The 18368-nt window shown below is 67.5% G+C and carries 9 protein-coding genes and 1 tRNA gene; 8 read left to right on the top strand and 2 right to left on the bottom strand.

What is annotated here, in order from left to right; all coding sequences use genetic code 11:
* Nucleotides 1-74 precede the first annotated feature (74 nt).
* Together PV772_RS08410 and PV772_RS08405 are read left to right on the top strand one after the other, a co-directional pair.
* Complete coding sequence (locus tag PV772_RS08410) at nucleotides 75-3254, top strand: ATP-dependent DNA helicase (RefSeq protein ID WP_347885912.1); 3180 nt, start codon at nucleotides 75-77, stop codon at nucleotides 3252-3254.
* Nucleotides 3251-6766, top strand: a complete 3516-nt coding sequence (locus tag PV772_RS08405; protein ID WP_347885856.1) for a UvrD-helicase domain-containing protein — start codon at nucleotides 3251-3253, stop codon at nucleotides 6764-6766. The genes PV772_RS08410 and PV772_RS08405 overlap by 4 nt, the downstream gene beginning before the upstream one ends.
* A 57-nt stretch (nucleotides 6767-6823) precedes the next feature.
* Here the strand turns inward: PV772_RS08405 and PV772_RS08400 are convergent, their stop codons facing one another.
* Nucleotides 6824-8095 carry a phosphotransferase gene (locus tag PV772_RS08400; RefSeq protein ID WP_347885855.1) on the bottom strand — a complete coding sequence of 424 codons (1272 nt, stop codon included), beginning with the start codon at nucleotides 8093-8095 and terminating at the stop codon, nucleotides 6824-6826.
* 143 nt (nucleotides 8096-8238) lie between these two features.
* On the opposite strand from PV772_RS08400, the gene nudC reads away from it, so the two are divergent.
* The 3 genes from nudC to PV772_RS08385 are packed head-to-tail and all read left to right on the top strand — an operon-like array spanning nucleotide 8239 to nucleotide 12068.
* Nucleotides 8239-9261: an NAD(+) diphosphatase gene (nudC, locus tag PV772_RS08395; RefSeq protein ID WP_141181951.1), complete on the top strand. Its 1023-nt coding sequence runs from the start codon at nucleotides 8239-8241 to the stop codon at nucleotides 9259-9261.
* A gap of 54 nt (nucleotides 9262-9315) precedes the next feature.
* Nucleotides 9316-11451 carry an ATP-dependent DNA helicase UvrD2 gene (locus PV772_RS08390; RefSeq protein WP_141181950.1) on the top strand — a complete coding sequence of 712 codons (2136 nt, stop codon included), beginning with the start codon at nucleotides 9316-9318 and terminating at the stop codon, nucleotides 11449-11451.
* Complete coding sequence (locus tag PV772_RS08385; protein ID WP_347885854.1) at nucleotides 11448-12068, top strand: YgjP-like metallopeptidase domain-containing protein; 621 nt, start codon at nucleotides 11448-11450, stop codon at nucleotides 12066-12068. Before PV772_RS08390 ends, PV772_RS08385 begins: the two co-directional genes overlap by 4 nt.
* Before the next feature lie 87 nt (nucleotides 12069-12155).
* Here the strand turns inward: PV772_RS08385 and PV772_RS08380 are convergent, their stop codons facing one another.
* Nucleotides 12156-13610, bottom strand: a complete 1455-nt coding sequence (locus tag PV772_RS08380) for a zinc-dependent metalloprotease (RefSeq protein ID WP_347885853.1) — start codon at nucleotides 13608-13610, stop codon at nucleotides 12156-12158.
* Nucleotides 13611-13883: 273 nt separating this feature from the next.
* Between PV772_RS08380 and PV772_RS08375 the strand changes: the two genes are divergently transcribed.
* From PV772_RS08375 to PV772_RS08365, 3 genes are all read left to right on the top strand, one after another.
* Nucleotides 13884-14912: a S16 family serine protease gene (locus tag PV772_RS08375; protein WP_141161527.1), complete on the top strand. Its 1029-nt coding sequence runs from the start codon at nucleotides 13884-13886 to the stop codon at nucleotides 14910-14912.
* A gap of 75 nt (nucleotides 14913-14987) precedes the next feature.
* Nucleotides 14988-18074, top strand: coding sequence for a UPF0182 family protein (locus PV772_RS08370; RefSeq protein WP_141161528.1), 3087 nt, complete (start codon nucleotides 14988-14990; stop codon nucleotides 18072-18074).
* 118 nt (nucleotides 18075-18192) lie between these two features.
* Nucleotides 18193-18266 (top strand) — tRNA-Met (locus PV772_RS08365).
* Nucleotides 18267-18368 lie beyond the last annotated feature (102 nt).

Here is an 18368-nt window from a genome sequence, read left to right as displayed (position 1 = left end):
TCTCCACTCCTGGACACACCGACGGCGGCGCCCTGCCGGCCCCTCCCGCGCTTCGGCTCCTGCCGCCACGCCGGATGCACGCCGGGTTGCTTCGGCTTACACCGGACCAGCAGGCGGCGGTCGACGTTACCCAAGGATCCGGACCGGTCCTGGTCCCGGGTGCACCGGGCACGGGAAAGACCACAGTGCTCGTTGAAGCCGCTGTCCAGCGGGTCTTCCGCGACGGCGTCGACCCCGAACGCATGCTGATCCTCGCGCCCACCCGCCTTGCTGCCGATTTCCTCCGGGACAGTTTTACTGCCCGGCTGGACCGGAGCCTGAGCACTACGCCGGCCAGGACCTGGGCCTCGTACGCATTCGACCTGATCCGCCGAGCCAAGGCTGAAGGCGTCATATCCCTGCCCAGGCCGCCCCGCCTGCTGTCGGGCCCGGAGCAGGACCTCATCATCAAGGAACTCCTCGAGGGCCACAGGCTGCCGGGCCTGGAGCTGCCGTGGCCCAGCGATCTGGACGGCGCCCTCGACACCAGGGGCTTCCGCCAGGAGGTGCGGCAACTCTTTGACCGCATTATCGAATCTGGCCGCACGGCGGAGGACCTTGCAAACTTGGCGGAAGCCTGCGGCCGGCCGGACTGGAAAGCCGCGGCAGCGCTCTACGCCGAATACCGTGACGTTCTTGACCTGCGGATGCCTGAGGCCTTCGACCCCGCCGGAATCATCACAGCCGCCCGGCAGGTCTTCCAGGACGCGCCGGAATTCCTCGCTGCCGAACGCGCAAGGTTGCAGGTGGTCCTGGTGGACGATATCCAGGAAGCAAACCCCGCCATCTTTGAGTTGCTGGCCGATATTGCGGCAGGCAAGGACTGCTACGTGACGGCGTCGCCGGACACGGTGGTCCAGGGATTCAGGGGAGCCCGGCCGGATCTTGTGGCTGAACTGCCCCGGCTGCTGGCCACGCAGAACACCATCATCGAGCGTCCGCTGGGGTATGCGCACGGACTGTCGCCCGCGGTGGCGGAGGCCTGGCTCAACGTCGCCGGCCGCATCTCCCAACGTGCCGGGGGCCAGCTGGCGCGCCGGCTCACGGAGCCCGCACAAGCCGGCCACCCCGGCAGCGTGGAGGCGCACCTGGTTCCTACACCGGTGCATGAGCTGCGGTACGTCGCCCAGCGGATCCTGGACCAGCACATAAACCACAACCGTGATTTGGCAGACATGGCTGTCATCGTGCGCAATGGCGGCCAGGTCAGCGAACTGCAGCGCTACTTGTCCGGCCAGGGGATTCCCGTCCGGGTACCCGTGGCGGAATCGGCGGTCCGCGACGAAGTAGCCGTACGCCCGCTCCTGGACGCCTTCGCCATCGCCCTGGACCCGGAGCTTCTGACACCCGAAGCGGCGGTATCCCTTCTTACCTCACGGATCGGAGGCGCCACCTCCATCGAACTGCGCAGGCTCCGGCAATCACTGCGGCGCGAGGAATTGCTGGGCGGCGGGGGCCGGGCCAGTGATGCGCTGCTGGTCCAGGCCCTGCTTGAGCCGGGTGCGCTGGGCGCGTTGGGGATCGAAGGGCGCGCTGCACGGCGCACGGCGCGGATGATCCACGCGGGGCGGGAGGCGGCTGGAATGCCGGGTGCCAACGCAGAATCGGTACTGTGGGCGCTCTGGGACTCGACAGGGCTTTCGGCGGCCTGGACACGGACGGCCTTGTTGGGGGGTCCGCACGGGGCACGGGCTGACCGCGACCTTGACGCCATGATGGCGCTGTTCCATACGGCCGAACGCTACGTGGACCAGATGCCCGGCGCCGGCCCCGAACAGTTCCTCGAGTACCTCCTCAACCAGGAGCTTCCCATGGATACCCTGGCCGCCCGTGCCCAGCTCGAGGACGCAGTGGAGCTAATGACGCCGGCCAGTGCGGCGGGCCGGGAATGGCCCGTGGTGATCATTGCGGGCCTGCAGGAAGGGGTGTGGCCCAACACGAGGCTCCGTGGTGAGCTGCTCGGCAGCACCCTGTATGCGGACGCCGTGGAGCACGGTCCGGAGTACGCCCTCCAGCGCGACCCCCTTAGCCGGCTGCGGGATATCCGCTATGACGAGTTGCGCAGTTTCTCCACGGCCGTGTCCAGGGCACGCGAACTGCTGGTCTGCACCGCGGTCTCGTCGGAGGACCACCAGCCGTCGTCATTCCTGGATTTCGTTGCACCGCTGGGACCGGACGAAGGCGGCCGGGCTTTCACCCAGGTGGAACGGCCCATGACGCTGCGGGCCCTGGTTGCCGAGCTTCGGCAGCATGCCCAGCTCGACGGCGGGACGCCGCAGGCTGCGGAAGCGGCGAGGGTCCTGGCCCATCTCGCCGCGGCCGAGCCAGCCGTTGCCGGAGCGCACCCGGACAGCTGGTGGGGCCTGGTCCCGCTGACCTCCGCAGACGCGGTGGTCCCGCCCGGGGGCACGGTGTCCGTATCGCCGTCAAAGGTCGAGACGGTGCAGAAGTCGCCGTTGGACTGGTTCGTCCAGGCAGCCGGAGGGGAGCCTGCCACCGACTTCGCCCGGAGCCTGGGGACCCTGGTGCACGGAATCGCCCAGGACATGCCCGACGCGGCCGGATCCGAGTACGTCGCTGAACTGGTGCGGCGGTGGCCGGCGCTCGGTATGAAGGACAACTGGGAGGGGCGCCTGGACTTCCAGCGAGCCGAAGTGATGGTGCGGAAGTTGGCGCACTATGTGCTCTCCATGAGGGGTGAGGGCCGCAGCCTGCTGGGCGTCGAACAGGACTTTGAAGTGGCCCTCGGCGCCGTGGCGGTGGATGACGCTGCACCGCGGGAAGCGGTACTCCGCGGCCAGGTGGACCGCTTGGAAATCGATGGCGAAGGCCGCCTGGTGGTGGTTGACCTCAAGACCGGAAAACGGCAGCCCGGCAAGGACGAACTGTCCCGCCACCCGCAGCTGGGCGCCTACCAGGCTGCTGTCCTTGCCGGCGGGTTCAACACCGCCTCCGGGGCCGGGCAGGGACTGTCCGGCGGCGCCGTGCTGGCGCAGCTTGGGACCGGGGCGAAGAGCCCGGCCATCCAGCAGCAGGAACCACTCAACCCCGAGGAGAACTGGGCCATGGACATGGTCAAGGAGGCTGCCGCCGTCATGGGCGGAAGCGAATTCATCGCGCGCCATGACCCCGCCAAAGGCAGTCACGGCGGCCACGGCTGCCGGCTTCCCGAGGTGTGCCCGCTGTGCGTGCGTGGACGGCAGGTGACCGAATGAGCGGGCTGTCGGCTGCCGTCGCGGTCGCCGCTCCGGCCGTGCGTTTCAGCCCCGGGGAACTCTCCGCGCTGCTTGGCGAGAAGAACACCCCCACGCCCGAGCAATCCGCCATCATTTCGTCCCCCTTGGCGCCACGGCTGGTCATTGCGGGCGCCGGCTCGGGTAAAACCGCCACCATGGCGGACCGGGTGGTGTGGCTGGTGGCCAACGGTTGGGTCACCCCCGAGGAAGTCCTGGGCGTGACGTTCACCCGCAAGGCAGCCGGCGAACTCGCCAGCCGGATCCGGTCAAAGCTCCTGGCGCTGCAGCGTATTGCTGCCAAGGACAGCGCGCATGAGGTCTTTCCGGAGGGCTTGCTCAGCAGCGAGGCCCTGGAGCCCAAGGTGTCCACCTACCATTCGTTTGCCAGTGGCGTCGTGTCCGACTATGGGCTGCGGCTTGGCGTGGAGCGGGACGTTGTTCTGCTCGGCGGTGCGCAGGCCTGGCAGCTGGCCAGCGAAGTGGTTGAAGCGTACGACGGCGAATACCAGCACTTCCGGGCCGCTAAATCCACCCTGGTGAAAGCCGTGATCCAGCTGGCCGGGGAATGCGCAGAGCACCTCCAGGAGCCCGAGGATGTGGAGGCGTGGCTGATGGCCCGCCTGTCCGAGTTCGAATCCCTGCCCTACCTGGCCGACAAGAAGAAGAGCACGCCAAAGGCAGCATTGGACCTTGGCGGGATGTTGCGGACCAGGGCAAGCGTTGCCGACATGGTGGGCCGCTACGCCGCGGCCAAACGGGCGCGCGGGGCACTGGATTTCGGCGACCTGGTTGCCCTTGCCGCCAAGGTGGCGCAGGACGTGCCGCTGGCGGCCCAGATGGAGCGGCAACGGTACAAGGTGGTTCTCCTTGACGAATTCCAGGACACGTCGTACGCCCAGTTGGTGCTCTTTTCCCGGCTGTTCGGCGGCGGCCACGCCGTGACGGCTGTCGGAGACCCCAATCAGTCCATTTACGGGTTTCGTGGTGCTTCGGCAGGGCAGTTGTTCCATTTCGTCCGCGAGTTCCCGATGCGCACCGGAGCGGCGGAGGAAGAAGAGGAAGAAGGCGGCTGGGCGCCCGCGCCAACCTCGTACCTGACCACGGCCTGGCGTAATGGCCGGTCCATCCTTGCAGCAGCCAATGTCATGTCGCAGTCCCTGGGCCGGGCGGCGGCCTCCAACGGGCCAGCCGGAAGCAGGACGCCCGCTGCCGAAGTTCCTCCACTGCGGCCGAGTCCCCATGCAGTGGACGGAACAGTGGTGCTGGGGCGTTTCGCCAGCGATGTCGAAGAAGCTGCTGCGCTGGCCGACGACGTCCTGAGGTACCGGCTGACTGACTTCGAGCTGAATCCCGATGGCACGGCCGAACCGCCGGCGCTTGCCGTACTGTGCCGCAGGCGCGCCCAGATGGAGCCGGTCCGGCGTCAGTTCGAAGCCCGGGGGATTCCCTACGAAATCGTGGGCCTCGGGGGGCTTCTGGACACGCCGGAGATCGTGGACCTAGTAGCCACCCTGCGCGTCCTTGCCGATCCCGGCCGCTCCGATGCCCTCATGAGGCTGATCGCAGGCGCCCGGTGGCGCATCGGCCCGGCTGACCTCATGGCCCTGCGCGACTGGTCGAGCCAGCTCGCACGGAGCCGCGGAAGGGCCCCGCAGGGGTTCGAGCCCGACGACCAGGACAACGGTGGCGAGGCAGAGGACCCGGTCCTCGAAGGGGACCTGACCGACGCCGCCAGCCTGGTGGAGGCACTTGATTTCCTGCCACGGGAAGGGTGGACCTCATCCAATGGCCGCACCCTCAGCATGGAGGCCCGCAGCAGGCTGGCGAAATTGTCGCTCGAGTTAAGGCAGCTCCGCGGCTACCTGGGAGACGACCTCACAACGCTTCTGGGGGAGGTGGAACGGGCCATGCTGCTGGATATCGAAGTGGCGGCCCGGCCCGGAATCAGCATCCACCAGGCGCGCCGCAACCTCGATGCTTTCCAGGATGCGGCTGCCGGGTTCCTCCGCACCTCGCAGCGGGTGGACATCCTCGCCTTCCTGTCTTGGCTTGAGGCGGCGTCGGCGGAAGAAAACGGGTTGGAAGCGCCGGCCAGTGACGTAAACCGCGAAGCCGTCCAGTTGCTGACGGTGCACGCTTCCAAAGGCCTCGAGTGGGACGTTGTGTTTGTCCCGGGCATGAACGCGGGAGCGTTTCCCAGCGACCGGGACTCGCGCTGGAGCAGCGGGTCCGCCGCGCTTCCGTGGCCCCTCCGCGGTGACCGCGCAGACCTGCCGCAGTGGGACCTCGACCAGCCGGACCAGAAAGGCTGGCTGGATGCCGAGAAGGAATACAAGGCCGGCGTCCAGGCCCACGGGGAATCGGAGGAACGCCGGCTGGCTTACGTTGCCTACACCAGGGCCAAGCATGTCCTGTGGGTCTCCAGTGCCGCGTGGGTGGGATCGCGGGCCGGACGCGCGGAGATGTCTCCGTTCCTCGCAGAGCTCGAAGCCCTGACGCAGCCGGCTGATGGCGGCCCACCGAGCGCAGTCGTCCACAAGCTGTCGCTCGACGAGGCCGCTTTGCCGCTCCAGAGCCCGCTGACGCTGGAAACTGAGGAAGCCCGCTGGCCCTACGATCCCCTGGAGGGACCCGTGGACCCGCGGACCGGAGAGCGCCTTCGGTTGGCCCGGGGGCGCAGGACAGCCATGGAAGCTGCGGCCCAGCGGGTGCTCGGAATACTGGACACCGGTGATACCCAGACCGATCGGGGCGGCGGTGCAGCAGAGGGGAACAGCCCAGGGACGGACGGCAGTCCGCTGCCCGGACTCACGGGGGCAGCGGCAGGTTGGGCCCACGAAGCTTCGCTGCTGCTGGAGCGCAGGGCGAGGAGGTCAAGCGGCCAGGACGTGCACCTGCCCACCCACATTTCAGCTTCCACGCTGGTTGACCTCGGGGACGACCCCCAGGCGGTCCTGGGCAGGCTGCGCCGTCCGATACCACGCGAACCCGGCATGTCGGCCCGGAAGGGCACGGCTTTCCACGCCTGGGTAGAGGAATATTTCGGCCGGGCCGGGATGCTGGACCTCGGCGAAGCGCCGGGCTCGGACGACCACATCGACGCTGCCTACGACCTGGACCAGATGGTGGCCACCTTCAAGGCTTCCCCCTGGGCTGACCGGTCACCGGCCTTCGTGGAGGTCCCCGTGGAAACCCGGGTGGGGGAAGTGGTGGTGCGTGGCCGGGTTGACGCTGTGTTCCAGGATGCCGACGGGTGCTGGGACCTGGTGGACTGGAAGACCGGACGCCGGCCGTCCGCCGCGCAGCTGAAGATCCGGTCGGTACAGCTGGCGGTCTACCGGCTCGCGTGGGCACGCCTCAAGGATGTTCCGCTGGAAGAAGTGCGGGCCGCATTCTTCTACGTTGCCGACAACGCCGTGGTGCGGCCGCACGACCTTGGGACGGCGGCCGAGCTGGAAGGAATCGTCGCCGCTGCGCTTGCCAAACCTTGAGCCGACCCGGCCGTCAGGGGAACCCCTGATGGCGGCCGGGCGGGCCGCCCGCTCCTGTCAGCCCCGGTTGGCGTTGATGACCGAGATGGCAGCCGTGGACGTGTCGTCAGGACCCTTGGTTTCGCCAGGCCGGGATTCCCCGCCGGCAACTTCCGCCGGGGGTGGCTCCACGGGGATGGGTGTCACGTGCACGGCGGGCTCTGCCGCCATGGCAGGCAGTGTCTGCGGACCGGGCTTGTCCCCTGCTGCCGGTTTGGCGGGTAGCGGGATGACAGTCACGGCGGGGCTGACAGCAGAACTGCCGCCCTGGGGTGCGGGGGCGGTTGCCCCGGTTCCAGGCTGCGCCGGCGCGGGCACCGCGGTGCCGGCGGGCGTGTCCTTGGCCGGGAGCGGTTCGACGCTGATCGGCTGGCCCCCGAATTCGGCGATGTCGCCGGCAAGGCTCTCCAGCATGTCTTCGGCCTCGCGGACCATGTCCTGGTCCCCGGCCGCCAGCCCTTTGACCAGGTATTGTGCCAGGGCAAACTCGGCAGACAGTGCGGCCCGGCGCAGCAAGTGCTGGTCCGGTACGTCGCGGCGGCTGGATGTGTAGGACTTCAGGACAGCGTCAATGAAGTCCTGTTCGTTGGAGGCCACCAGCCAGGCGAAGTCGTCTGCCGGGTCGCCGATGCGAAGGTCTGTCCAGCCGGTTACTGCGGTAACCCGTCCCGATTCGACCAGCAGGTTGTCTTCGTGCAGGTCGCCGTGGACCACGCACGGGTTGAACCGCCAGAGGGACACGTCCTCCATGGCATGTTCCCAGCGGCGCAGCAGTGCGGCGGGAATCTTGCCCGTGGTTGCTGCCTGGTCCAGTTCGTTCAGCCTCCGCTGGCGGAACTCGTTGGGGGTGTAGCTGGGCAGGTCGGCATTGCTGACCAGGGACCGGGGGAGGTCGTGGACCGCGGCCAGCGCGGAGCCGATTTCGCGGGCGAGCCCGGCCGGTCCGGACGTCAGCTCCTCGACGCTGCGAGTGCTCCCGGACAGGTGTGAGTAGACGAAGGTGGTAAGGCTTCCCAGCCGGACGCTGCCGGCGACGGTGGGCATCAGGAACGGCAGTTCCGCCCGGACGGCAGGAGCAAAGGCGCGGAGCACCAGGAACTCCGTTTCCAGCCGTGCACTGGCTTCGGCGTGCCGCGGCGACCGGACCCGCCAGCGTTTGCCTTCCGAATCAAGGAGCAGGGCCGAATCGAAGTCCGCGGGGTCATCCGGCGCGGAGCTAACAGCTGTCGGGGTCAGCCCAGGGACTGCCGCGGTTGCAATCGCCGCCAGTTCAATCGGTTTTCTTCTCACCGTTCCACGGTAGATTGCGCGCCGTCCCAGACGGCGGTCTGGCCGCGGCGAGTCTCCAGATAGCTGCAATTAGGGGGTACCCGCAGTACGAACGAGCCCAGCCCTGAATGTGAAATGTCGGTGGCAGTCAGTACGGTGGAAGCATGAGCCACACGGAGTCCGTCCTACCCGTCCACCAGGCTGTGCCGGCCCCGCTGCCGGCGAACCACCTCGTGGACACCCTGCTCCCGGTGAGGCCGGCACTGGTGGACCGCGGGTCCGCCGCACGCATCAGGCCCGGGATGATCGATGACCTGCTGGCCGGGACAGACGCGGTGGCGGCAGTACTTTCAAGGCGGCAGGGCCTGGTGCGTGGGAGCAACCTCGTCCTGGTCAACGCCAGGGAGCTCCTGGACCGGCTCCAAGAGGCAGGATCAGCTCCGGAACTGGTGGTGTACCTGGGATCCGCACTGCCTGCCGCGGACATCCCGGCCGGGACCGAACTGTTGCTGTTTGTCCTGCCTGCACCTCCGGAGCCCGGCACCGCCGGCATTCCCGCGGATGCGTCCTGGGCAGGCTTCCGGGAAGTCGCCGGGGGCCTGACCACCACTTCCACAGCCTTGTTCGTTGAAGCCAGCGCGATAGCCAACTGGCACTCAGCCCATACGCATTGTCCCCGCTGCGGAACGCCCACCGATGTTGAAGCCGGCGGCTGGGTACGCCGGTGCCCGGCGGACAATTCTGAGCACTATCCCCGGACTGATCCCGCCATCATCGTCACCGTCGTCGGCCCGGACGGCCGGCTGCTCCTTGGCGGCGGCGGCCCCGTGGATGCCCGGAACTACTCCACGCTGGCCGGGTTCGTGGAGCCGGGGGAGTCCCTGGAGGAAGCCGTAGTCCGCGAAATCCACGAAGAGGTTGGTGTCCGGGTGACCGGCTGCCAGTACCTCGGCTCCCAGTCGTGGCCGTTCCCGGCCTCCCTTATGCTTGGATTTACCGCCGTCACCGAGGACGCCCAGGCAACGCCCGACGGCGTGGAGGTCACCAGGGCCCGCTGGTTCAGCCGCGATGAGCTCCAGGCAGCGGTGCTTAGTGGCGAGATCACGATTTCCAGCAGGCTCTCCATTGCCCGCTCCCTGATTGAGCACTGGTACGGCGGCCGGATCCAGGACCTGGCCGGCGCCTAAGTTATTCATCCACCAGACTCCAGCACGCGGTAGTCGAGAAATAAAGCAGCAGAAGTGACTACAGAACATTTTGACGGAGCAGCCTCCCTGGAGGACCGGATCCTTGGCGGGCTCGATGCCGAACAGCGTGAGGTGGCCAGTACGCTGGGCGGCCCGTTGTGCGTGCTGGCCGGCGCGGGGACCGGAAAGACCCGTGCCATCACCCACCGCATTGCCTATGGCGTGCACTCCGGTGTGTACAGCCCGCAGCGCCTGCTCGCGGTGACGTTCACTGCCCGGGCGGCGGCGGAGATGCGCAGCCGCCTGCGGGATCTGGGTGCGGGAAACGTGCAGGCCCGCACTTTCCACGCCGCGGCGCTGCGGCAGCTGCAGTTCTTCTGGCCCCAGGCCGTCGGCGGCACCCTGCCGAACTTGCTGGACCACAAGGCCCAGCTGCTTGCCGAGGCCGCCCGGCGGCTCCGGCTCAGCACGGACCGGGCTTCAATCCGGGATCTTGCCTCCGAGATCGAATGGGCCAAAGTCTCGATGTTGACCCCGGCCAATTACCTCGAAAACGCCCAGGGGAGGGGAGCACCCGGGGGATTCGACCTCACTGCCGTGGCCCGCGTTTTCCAGTCGTACGAGGACGTCAAGACGGACCGCAACGTGATCGACTTCGAGGACGTCCTGCTGATCACGGTGGGCATCCTGCAGGAGGACGAGAAGGTCGCTGCCACGGTCCGGGAACAGTACCGCCACTTCGTGGTGGATGAGTACCAGGACGTTTCCCCGCTCCAGCAGCGCCTCCTGGAGCTCTGGTTGGGCGGCCGTGACGAATTGTGCGTGGTGGGTGATGCCAGCCAGACCATCTACTCCTTCACCGGCGCATCGCCCAGGCACCTGCTGGACTTCAAGGCCCGTTATCCGCAGGCCAACGTGGTCAAGCTCGTCCGGGACTACCGGTCCACCCCGCAGGTGGTGAAACTGGCCAACGACCTGCTGGCCGGACGGCGCAGTGGCGGCCCCGCCGCCGACGCCGCCTGGGCCGCCCCCCTTCAGCTCGTGGCGCAGCGCCCCGCCGGCCCGGTGCCCCAGTTCACCGAATGCACGGATGACGAGGCAGAGGCCGCCACGGTGGCCCAGAAGATCAAGGCGCTGCTCGACGCCGGGACGCCGGCGAGCGAAGTAGCGGTCCTTTTCCGCACCAACGGCCAGTCCGAGGCCTACGAACAGGCGCTGGCTGCGGCAGGAATCGGCTACCAGCTCCGGGGCGGCGAACGCTTTTTTGCCCGCAAGGAGGTCCGGGACGCCATCCTCCAGCTCCGCGCAGCCACCCGGGCTGTTTCCGAAACCGACGCGCCGGAACCCCTGGGCCAGCTGGTGCGGGACATCGTCTCCTCCCTGGGCTATACGGATTCCGCTCCGCACAGCGGCGGGGCCTTGCGCGAGCGGTGGGAATCCCTGGCGGCGCTGGTGGCGCTCGCCGACGAACTCGTCCAAAACCGCGGCCCCCAGTTCGGCCTGGCGGACTTCGTCAACGAGCTCCAGGAACGCTCCCTGGCCCAGCATGCGCCGACAGTCCAGGGCGTTACCCTGGCGTCCCTCCACGCAGCCAAGGGCCTGGAATGGGATGCGGTCTTCCTGGTGGGGCTCAGCGAAGGCCTGATGCCCATCTCCTTTGCGGATTCACCCGAATCCGTGGATGAGGAACGGCGACTGCTCTATGTCGGCATCACCCGCGCCCGTGAACACCTCTACCTCTCCTGGAGCACAGCAAGGACTCCCGGCGGCCGCGCCAACCGGAAGCCGTCCCGGTTCCTGGACGGACTGCGGCCTGACTCGGTGGCCAGTTCAAGTGTCCGCGGGAAGGGTGCCCCGCCCCGCCGGAAGGCTGCCGCGCCTGCCGTATGCCGGGTGTGCGGCACCATGCTCGCCACCGGGGCCGAGCGCAAAGTGGGCCGCTGCAACGCGTGTCCGCCCAGCTACGAGGAACAGACCTTCGACGCCCTGCGGAACTGGCGCCGCGACGTCGCCCAGTCCGCGGACGTCCCCGCGTTCGTCGTGTTCACCGACGCCACCCTTACTGCGATTGCCGAGGCCCGGCCTGCCTCGCTGGAGGAACTGGCAGCCCTTGCCGGCGTCGGCCCCTCCAAGCTGGAAAAGTACGGCGAGGACGTCCTCCGGGTCCTGGTCGAAAGCTCCGTCCTGTGAGCCGGGGCACACCGGCCGGCAGCGGCGCGCAGCAGCCAGCACCACAGGTCACACCCAACGGCGTCCCCGTGGAGGTGCGGCGCTCCGCCCGGCGGACGCGGACGGTGGCTGCCTTCTGGGAGGACGGAACGGCGGTGGTCGCCATACCTGCCCGCTTTACCGCAGCCCAGGAACGGGAGTGGGTGCAGCGCATGCTGGCGAAGCTGCACAGGCAGGGGGAGCGGCGCGCTGCAGCGGGGCGCCGCCGCCCCGCGGGTGACGATGATCTTGCCGCCCACGCCGCTCGGCTGTCGGCACAGTACCTCGGCGGCCGGCCAGTTCCCACATCCGTGCGCTGGGTCAGCAACCAGAACTCCCGGTGGGGCTCGGCTACGCCCGCTGACGGGACTATCCGGCTGTCGGACAAACTGCGGCCCATGCCGCAGTGGGTTATCGACTACGTGCTGTTGCACGAACTGGCCCATCTCCTGGTGGCCTCCCACAACGCGGCGTTCTGGGAGCTGTTGGAGGCCTACCCGGAAACCCGGCGGGCCAAAGCATTCCTTGAGGGTGTTTCCTTCGCCACGGCCCGGGGCCTGGGCAGGGACGGCTCGGCAGGCAGCGGCGACGCCGACTAGTCCAAGTCCGGACCATCGAGCGGACTTAAACGCCCCGGCGGGCCAGGAAGGTCCTGGCCCGCCGGGGCGTTCATCTGCTGCTACGCATCAGTTTTTGGGGTGGCCGGTTTCGCCGTCGTCGTCCTTCCCGCCGGCGTCCCCGCTGTCCTTGGCGGCGTCCCCGGTGTCCGGGGCGCCGCCCTCTTCGGCGGAGGTATCGTCAAACCCGCCACTGAGCAGTTTCTGCAGGGCGTCGTCGACTTCGCTGTCGCTGGCTTCGGCGAGCTTGCGGCGTGAGCTGAAGCCCTTGGGATCGTCCAGGTCCTCGGCGGTGGGCAGCAGGTCGGGGTGGTGCCAAATGGCGTCGCGGCCCTCGATGCCGCGTTCGTCCTTCAGCGTGGCCCACAAGGTGGCGGCATCGCGCAGCCGCCTTGGCCGCAGCTCCAGCCCCACCAGGGAAGCGAAGGCGTGCTCCGCCGGACCGCCGGTTGCCCTGCGGCGCCGTACGGTCTCCCGCAGCGCACCGGCTGATGGCAGCACGTTCTCGGTGGCCGCCGCAGTCAGTTCGTCCACCCAGCCCTCCACCAGGGCCAGCGCCGTCTCCAGCTTCTCCAGGGCCTGTTCCTGCGCGGGGGTCCGTTGCGGCATGAAGACACCCTGGGACAGGGCTTCCTGGATGCCCTCGGGGTTGCTCGGATCAAGGTCACGGGCCAGTTCCTCGATGCGTGAGGTGTCGATGTGGATGCCGCGGGCGTAAGCCTCGATGGCGCCCAGCAGGTGTCCGCGCAGCCAGGGAACCTGCACGAAGAGCCGCGCGTGGGCTGCTTCCCGCACAGCCAGGAACAGGCGGATGTCGTTCTCCGGCAGGGACAGGCCCTCGCCGAAGGCCGCAACGTTTGCCGGCAGCAGCGCCATCTCGAGGTCGGCGAGCGGGACACCGATATCGGTGGAGCTCACTACGTCCTTGGACAGGGCACCTATGGCCTGGCCCAGCTGCATGCCGAAGATCGCGCCGCCCATGTTCTGCAGCATGGAGGAGGCGCCGCCCATCATGGACTTCATCTCCTCCGGCATCTGCTCCGTCATGGCGGAAGAGAGGGCGTTGGCGATGCTGTTGGCCACGGGTTCGGTCAACCGCTTCCAGGTGCCCAGGGTAGCCTCCACCCATTCCGCCCGCGACCAGGCTTTGCCGATCAGGCCGGTGGCGGGCAGGTCGGTGACCGGGTCCAGCCACAGTTCGGCAAGGCGAAGGGCCTCGTCCACGTCCCGGGACTGCTGCGCCGAAACCGACGGGTCGGAGGTTCCGGCGGCCACGCGACGGGCGTTGTCGTGTGCCAGGGTCCAGTTCACGGGGCCCTCTGATGGGGCGCTCATCATTGCCTGCACCTGGGAGAACATCTGGGCCAGCAGGTTGGGGTCGTCCGGCAGGCCGGCAGCCTTGGCCAGCTCGGAGGGGTCGAAGTTTTCCATCCCCTTGCCGCCCATGAGGTTCTGCAGCATTTCGGTCAACGGATCCTTGGGGGTGTCGTCGCCGTTGGACGGATTGAGTGGGTTGGAGGTCATGGTCCCGCCGATCGATGGTGTGACTGTTGATCAACCTTCACGGTACCCCGGTGGGGGTCGGCTGTCTGCCGCCCGCCGCCGTCGTTCGCTCTAGGCAAAGCACCCCGGCGTGCCTCCACCGCGTACTGTTGGTGGGTGACTACAACCCGTGGCGGCCACCCCTCCGAGGACCACGTTCCAGGCCTTTCCCCGTTCTCCAGCGCCGGCACGGCGGGCGCAGGCCACAGCCCGGGGGAGGACGACGGCGGGCGCCCCCGCAGACGGCTGTCCACGATGATGGTTGCCGGGCTGGCGGCGTTGGGGCTGGGAATAGCGGTGGGCACACTTCCAGTGCCGTACGTCATCGAATCGCCGGGGCCTACCTACAACACGCTGGGGCAAAGCCAGGGGCATCCCGTGATCAACGTCAGCGGCCACGAAACGTATCCCGCTGCCGGGAACCTGGACCTGACAACGGTGTACGTCGACGGCGGACCCACCGGATCCGTAAGCATCCTCAACGCCTTCTCCGCATGGCTGGACAGCTCCAAGGCCGTCTACCCGGTGGAACTGATCTACCCCACGGGAACCACCAAGGAGGAGGCCCAGGAGCAGAGCGCCGTGGCCATGGCCACGTCCCAGGAGAACGCCGTGGCCTCCGCCCTGAACGAACTCAAGATTCCTTTCGGCCAGCAGCTGCAGGCCGCGGGGCTGTCCAAGGACTCCGCATCCGCGGGAAAGATCCAGCAGGGGGACATCCTCAAGTCCATCAACGGCAAGGACATCACCTCGCTCGCCGTCATCCAGGATGAACTGGCTGCGGGGAAGGGAGCCCCGGCCGCGGTGACGGTGGAACGCGCCGGCCAGCCTGTCGCCCTTGAGGTGACGCCCAAAGACAATGGCCAGGGCCGCTTCATTCTCGGCGTCATGCTGAAGTACTTGTTCAGCTTCCCGTTCCAGGTGCAGATCTCGCTGGACAAGGTGGGCGGCCCCAGCGCCGGCCTGATGTTTTCACTGGGGATCATCGATACGGTGACGCCGGGCGACCTCACCGGCGGCAAGCATATCGCCGGCACCGGCACCATATCGCCGGACGGAACGGTGGGCCCCATTGGCGGCATCGGGCAGAAGATGCGGGGCGCGCGGTCCTCCGGTGCCACCCTCTTCCTGGCGCCCGCCGGCAACTGCGACGAGGTGGCCGGCCACATCCCGGGCGGCCTCCAAGTGGTGCGCGTGGAGAACCTCGGGGAGGCCCGGCACGCCGTGGAACTTGCCGGGAGCGGGCAGGACACATCCGCCCTCCCGGCGTGCACGGGCAAATAGGCCGCCTGCGCCATGCATAGACTGGGCCCAAACAGTTTCGACAGGAACTAAGCTTTACCGCCACTCGTGGCACTGATGACGGACGAAACCAGCCGTTTGACCGGTACCGTACGTCGCTCGCACGCTTCGAATGTCTCGACGACCAGCTATGAGGTACCCAGTTTGTCCCGTCCCGCCAGCACCACGTCCACAGGAAGGCCCCCATCGCGACGGGGAGCCCTGACGCCCACCCTCATCGTCGTCGCCCTGGTGGTAGTGGGCTTCATTTTCTTCGCCAACGTCTGGACCGACGTCCTCTGGTACCGGCAACTGGGCTTCATCCAGGTCTTCATCACCGAAAACCTCGCCAAGATCGCCACCTTCGTGGCCGGCTTCGCCATCATGTTCGCGGCGGTGTTCTTCTCCATCCGCATCGCCTACAACGCCCGCCCCGTCTACGCCCCGGACTCTGAGGTCCGGGACAACCTCAACCGCTACCAGGCCCAGCTGGAGCCGGTCCGCAGGATCGTGATGGTGGGCCTGCCGGTCCTCTTCGGACTCTTTGCGGGCAGCGCAGCCGCCAGCCAGTGGCAGAAAGTCCTGCTCTTCTTTAACCAGGTCGGCTTCGGGCAGACCGATCCGCAGTTCAAGATGGACATCAGCTTCTACCTGATGACCCTGCCTTTCCTTGGCTTCGTCACCGGGTTCCTGATCAGCGTCGTGGTGATCGCAGGCATCGCCGGCATCCTCACCCACTACCTCTACGGCAGCATCCGGCTGATGGAGCGCGGCGTGTTCACCAGCCGCGCGGCCCAGATCCACATCGCTGTTACCGGAGCCGCGTTCCTGGTGCTCCTGGGCGTCAACTTCTGGCTGGACCGTTATTCGTCCGTGCAGAGCAACGGCGGACGCTGGGCCGGCGCCCTCTACACCGATGTCAACGCCGTCATCCCCACCAAGGCCATCCTCGCCGTCGCGGCCGCCCTGGTAGCCATCCTCTTTATCGTTGCCGCCGTCATTGGCCGCTGGCGCCTGCCGGTGATCGGTACCGCCATGCTGATCATCACCTCCATCCTGGCCGGCGGTGTCTACCCGTGGGTGATCCAGCAGTTCCAGGTCCGGCCTTCTGAGCAGACACTGGAAAGCCAGTACATCCAGCGCAACATCGAAAACACCCGCAAGGCCTACGGCCTGGACGCCATCCAGGAAACCCGGTACGACGCCACCAACAACGCCACCACTGGTGCCCTCGCGCCGGACGCGCAGACCACGGCCAACATCCGGCTCCTGGACCCGAACCTGATTTCCGACGCGTTCGCGCAGCTGGAACAGTACCGCCCGTACTACCAGTTCCCCAAGGCCCTGAACGTGGACCGCTACGAGGTGGACGGAAAGATCCAGGACACCGTGATCGCGGTGCGGGAACTGAACCCCGCCAACGTGGCCACCAACCAGCAGGGCTGGCTGAACCAGCACGTGGTGTACACCCACGGCTACGGGGTGGTGGCGGCCAAGGGCAACAAGTTCACCGTCGACGGCAAGCCGGAATTCCTCCAGTCCGGCATTCCCTCCACCGGCGTGCTGGGCAACGACACCACCTACGAACCGCGGATCTACTTCGGTGAGTCGTCTCCTGAGTATTCAATCGTGGGCGCGCCCGACGGCGCCACGCCGCGCGAGCAGGACCGCCCCTCCGGCAAGGAAGGGGAGGGTGAGACCCAATACACGTTCAAGGGCAACGGCGGCCCGAACGTCGGCTCGTTCTTCAACAAGATCCTCTACGCCATCAAGTTCCAGTCTTCGGACCTGCTGCTCTCCGATGGCGTGAACCCGGAGTCGCAGATCCTCTACGACCGCAGCCCCCGGGAGCGGGTCCAGAAGGTGGCCCCGTACCTGACGGTTGACGGCGGCGCCTACCCGGCGCTGGTGGACGGCCGTGTGAAGTGGATCGTGGACGGCTACACCACCAGCCAGTACTTCCCCTACTCGCAGCAGAAGCAGTTGTCGGATGCCACCGCCGATTCGCAGACCAGCTCCGGCCGCGCCGTGGCCCTGCCCAACAGCACGGTGAACTACATCCGCAACTCGGTCAAGGCCACCGTGGACGCCTACGACGGCTCGGTCACCCTTTATGCCTGGGACGACACGGACCCGGTCCTCAAGGCGTGGCAGAAGGTCTTCCCCTCATCGCTGAAGCCATACTCGGAGATGTCTGGCGCACTGATGAGCCACGTCCGCTACCCGGAGGACCTGTTCAAGGTCCAGCGGGAGCTCCTGGGGCAGTACCACGTCACGGATCCCACCAGCTTCTACAAGAACAACGACGTTTGGAGCACGCCGGCTGACCCCACCGTGTCGACGGACGTCAAGCAGCCGCCGTTCTACATGTCGCTGCAGATGCCGGACCAGCAAAAGCCGGCATTCCAGCTGACGTCGTCCTTCATCCCGCAGATCGTGAACGGCAATGCCCGCAACGTCCTGTACGGGTTCCTCGCCGCGGATTCGGATGCCGGCAACCAGGCCGGCGTGAAGGCTGACGGCTATGGAAAGCTGCGGCTGCTCCAGATCCCGCCGGAAACACAGGTGCCCGGTCCGGGACAGGCGCAAAACAAGTTCAACTCCGATCCCACCGTCTCCCAGGCACTCAACCTGCTGCGGCAGGGTGCGTCCGACGTGCTGAACGGCAACCTGCTCACCTTGCCGGTGGGCGGCGGCATCCTCTACGTCCAGCCGGTCTACCTCAAGTCGACCGGTGAGACGTCATACCCCACCTTGCAGCGCGTGTTGGTGGCCTTCGGTGACAAGGTGGGCTTCGCGCCAACCCTCGACGCGGCCCTCAAGCAGCTCTTCGGCGGTGATTCGGGAGCAGCCGCGGGAGACTCCGCCAACAACGGCCAAACGCCCGCCGGCCCGTCTGCCCCTGCAACCCCCGCGGAGGCGGATGCCAAGGCCCAGTTGAAGGCGGCGTTGGACGAGGCAAACTCCGCTATCCAGGCAGGCCAGACGGCGCTGGCTGCGGGTGACTTCGCCGCTTACGGCGACGCGCAGAAGAAGGTTTCGGCTGCGCTGAAGAAGGCGATGGATGCCGAGGCGAAGATCCCGGCCACCGCTCCTGCGGCCAGCCCGGCTCCTTCGCCTTCCGGGTCGCCTTCTGCGTCGCCGTCCCCGTCGGCAGGGCAGTAGTACGACGACGGCCCCACGGCATCCGGTCCGGCAGGACCGGGTGCCGTGGCGGCGTGTTGGACGTCACGCCGCCACGATTTGGCCTGCGGTTCACCTCCCGGTAAAGTAGATTCTGCGACGCGGGGTGGAGCAGTTCGGTAGCTCGCTGGGCTCATAACCCAGAGGTCACAGGTTCAAATCCTGTCCCCGCAACTTATGAAGGCCCCGGCCGGCAGTTATGAACTGCTCCCCGAAAGTTGGACTGAAAATTCAGTTTCGACTTCCGGGGAGCAGTTTTGCGTTCAAGTAGTTCTT

This window comes from Pseudarthrobacter sp. CC12, from assembly GCF_039907755.1.
In the GTDB taxonomy this organism is placed as follows: Bacteria; Actinomycetota; Actinomycetes; order Actinomycetales; family Micrococcaceae; genus Arthrobacter; species Arthrobacter niigatensis.
The sequence above is the reverse complement of the archived record's forward strand: the minus strand, read 5'-3'. Positions and strand labels throughout refer to the sequence as shown.

Bases quoted from the DNA above. Each gene is read 5' to 3' on its own strand.
- PV772_RS08370 (WP_141161528.1), top strand. From the start codon at position 14,988: ATGACGGACGAAACCAGCCGTTTGACCGGTACCGTACGTCGCTCGCAC.
- PV772_RS08410 (WP_347885912.1), top strand. From the start codon at position 75: ATGCACGCCGGGTTGCTTCGGCTTACACCGGACCAGCAGGCGGCGGTC.
- PV772_RS08405 (WP_347885856.1), top strand. From the start codon at position 3,251: ATGAGCGGGCTGTCGGCTGCCGTCGCGGTCGCCGCTCCGGCCGTGCGT.
- PV772_RS08380 (WP_347885853.1), bottom strand. From the start codon at position 13,610: ATGACCTCCAACCCACTCAATCCGTCCAACGGCGACGACACCCCCAAG.
- nudC (WP_141181951.1), top strand. From the start codon at position 8,239: ATGAGCCACACGGAGTCCGTCCTACCCGTCCACCAGGCTGTGCCGGCC.
- PV772_RS08375 (WP_141161527.1), top strand. From the start codon at position 13,884: ATGATGGTTGCCGGGCTGGCGGCGTTGGGGCTGGGAATAGCGGTGGGC.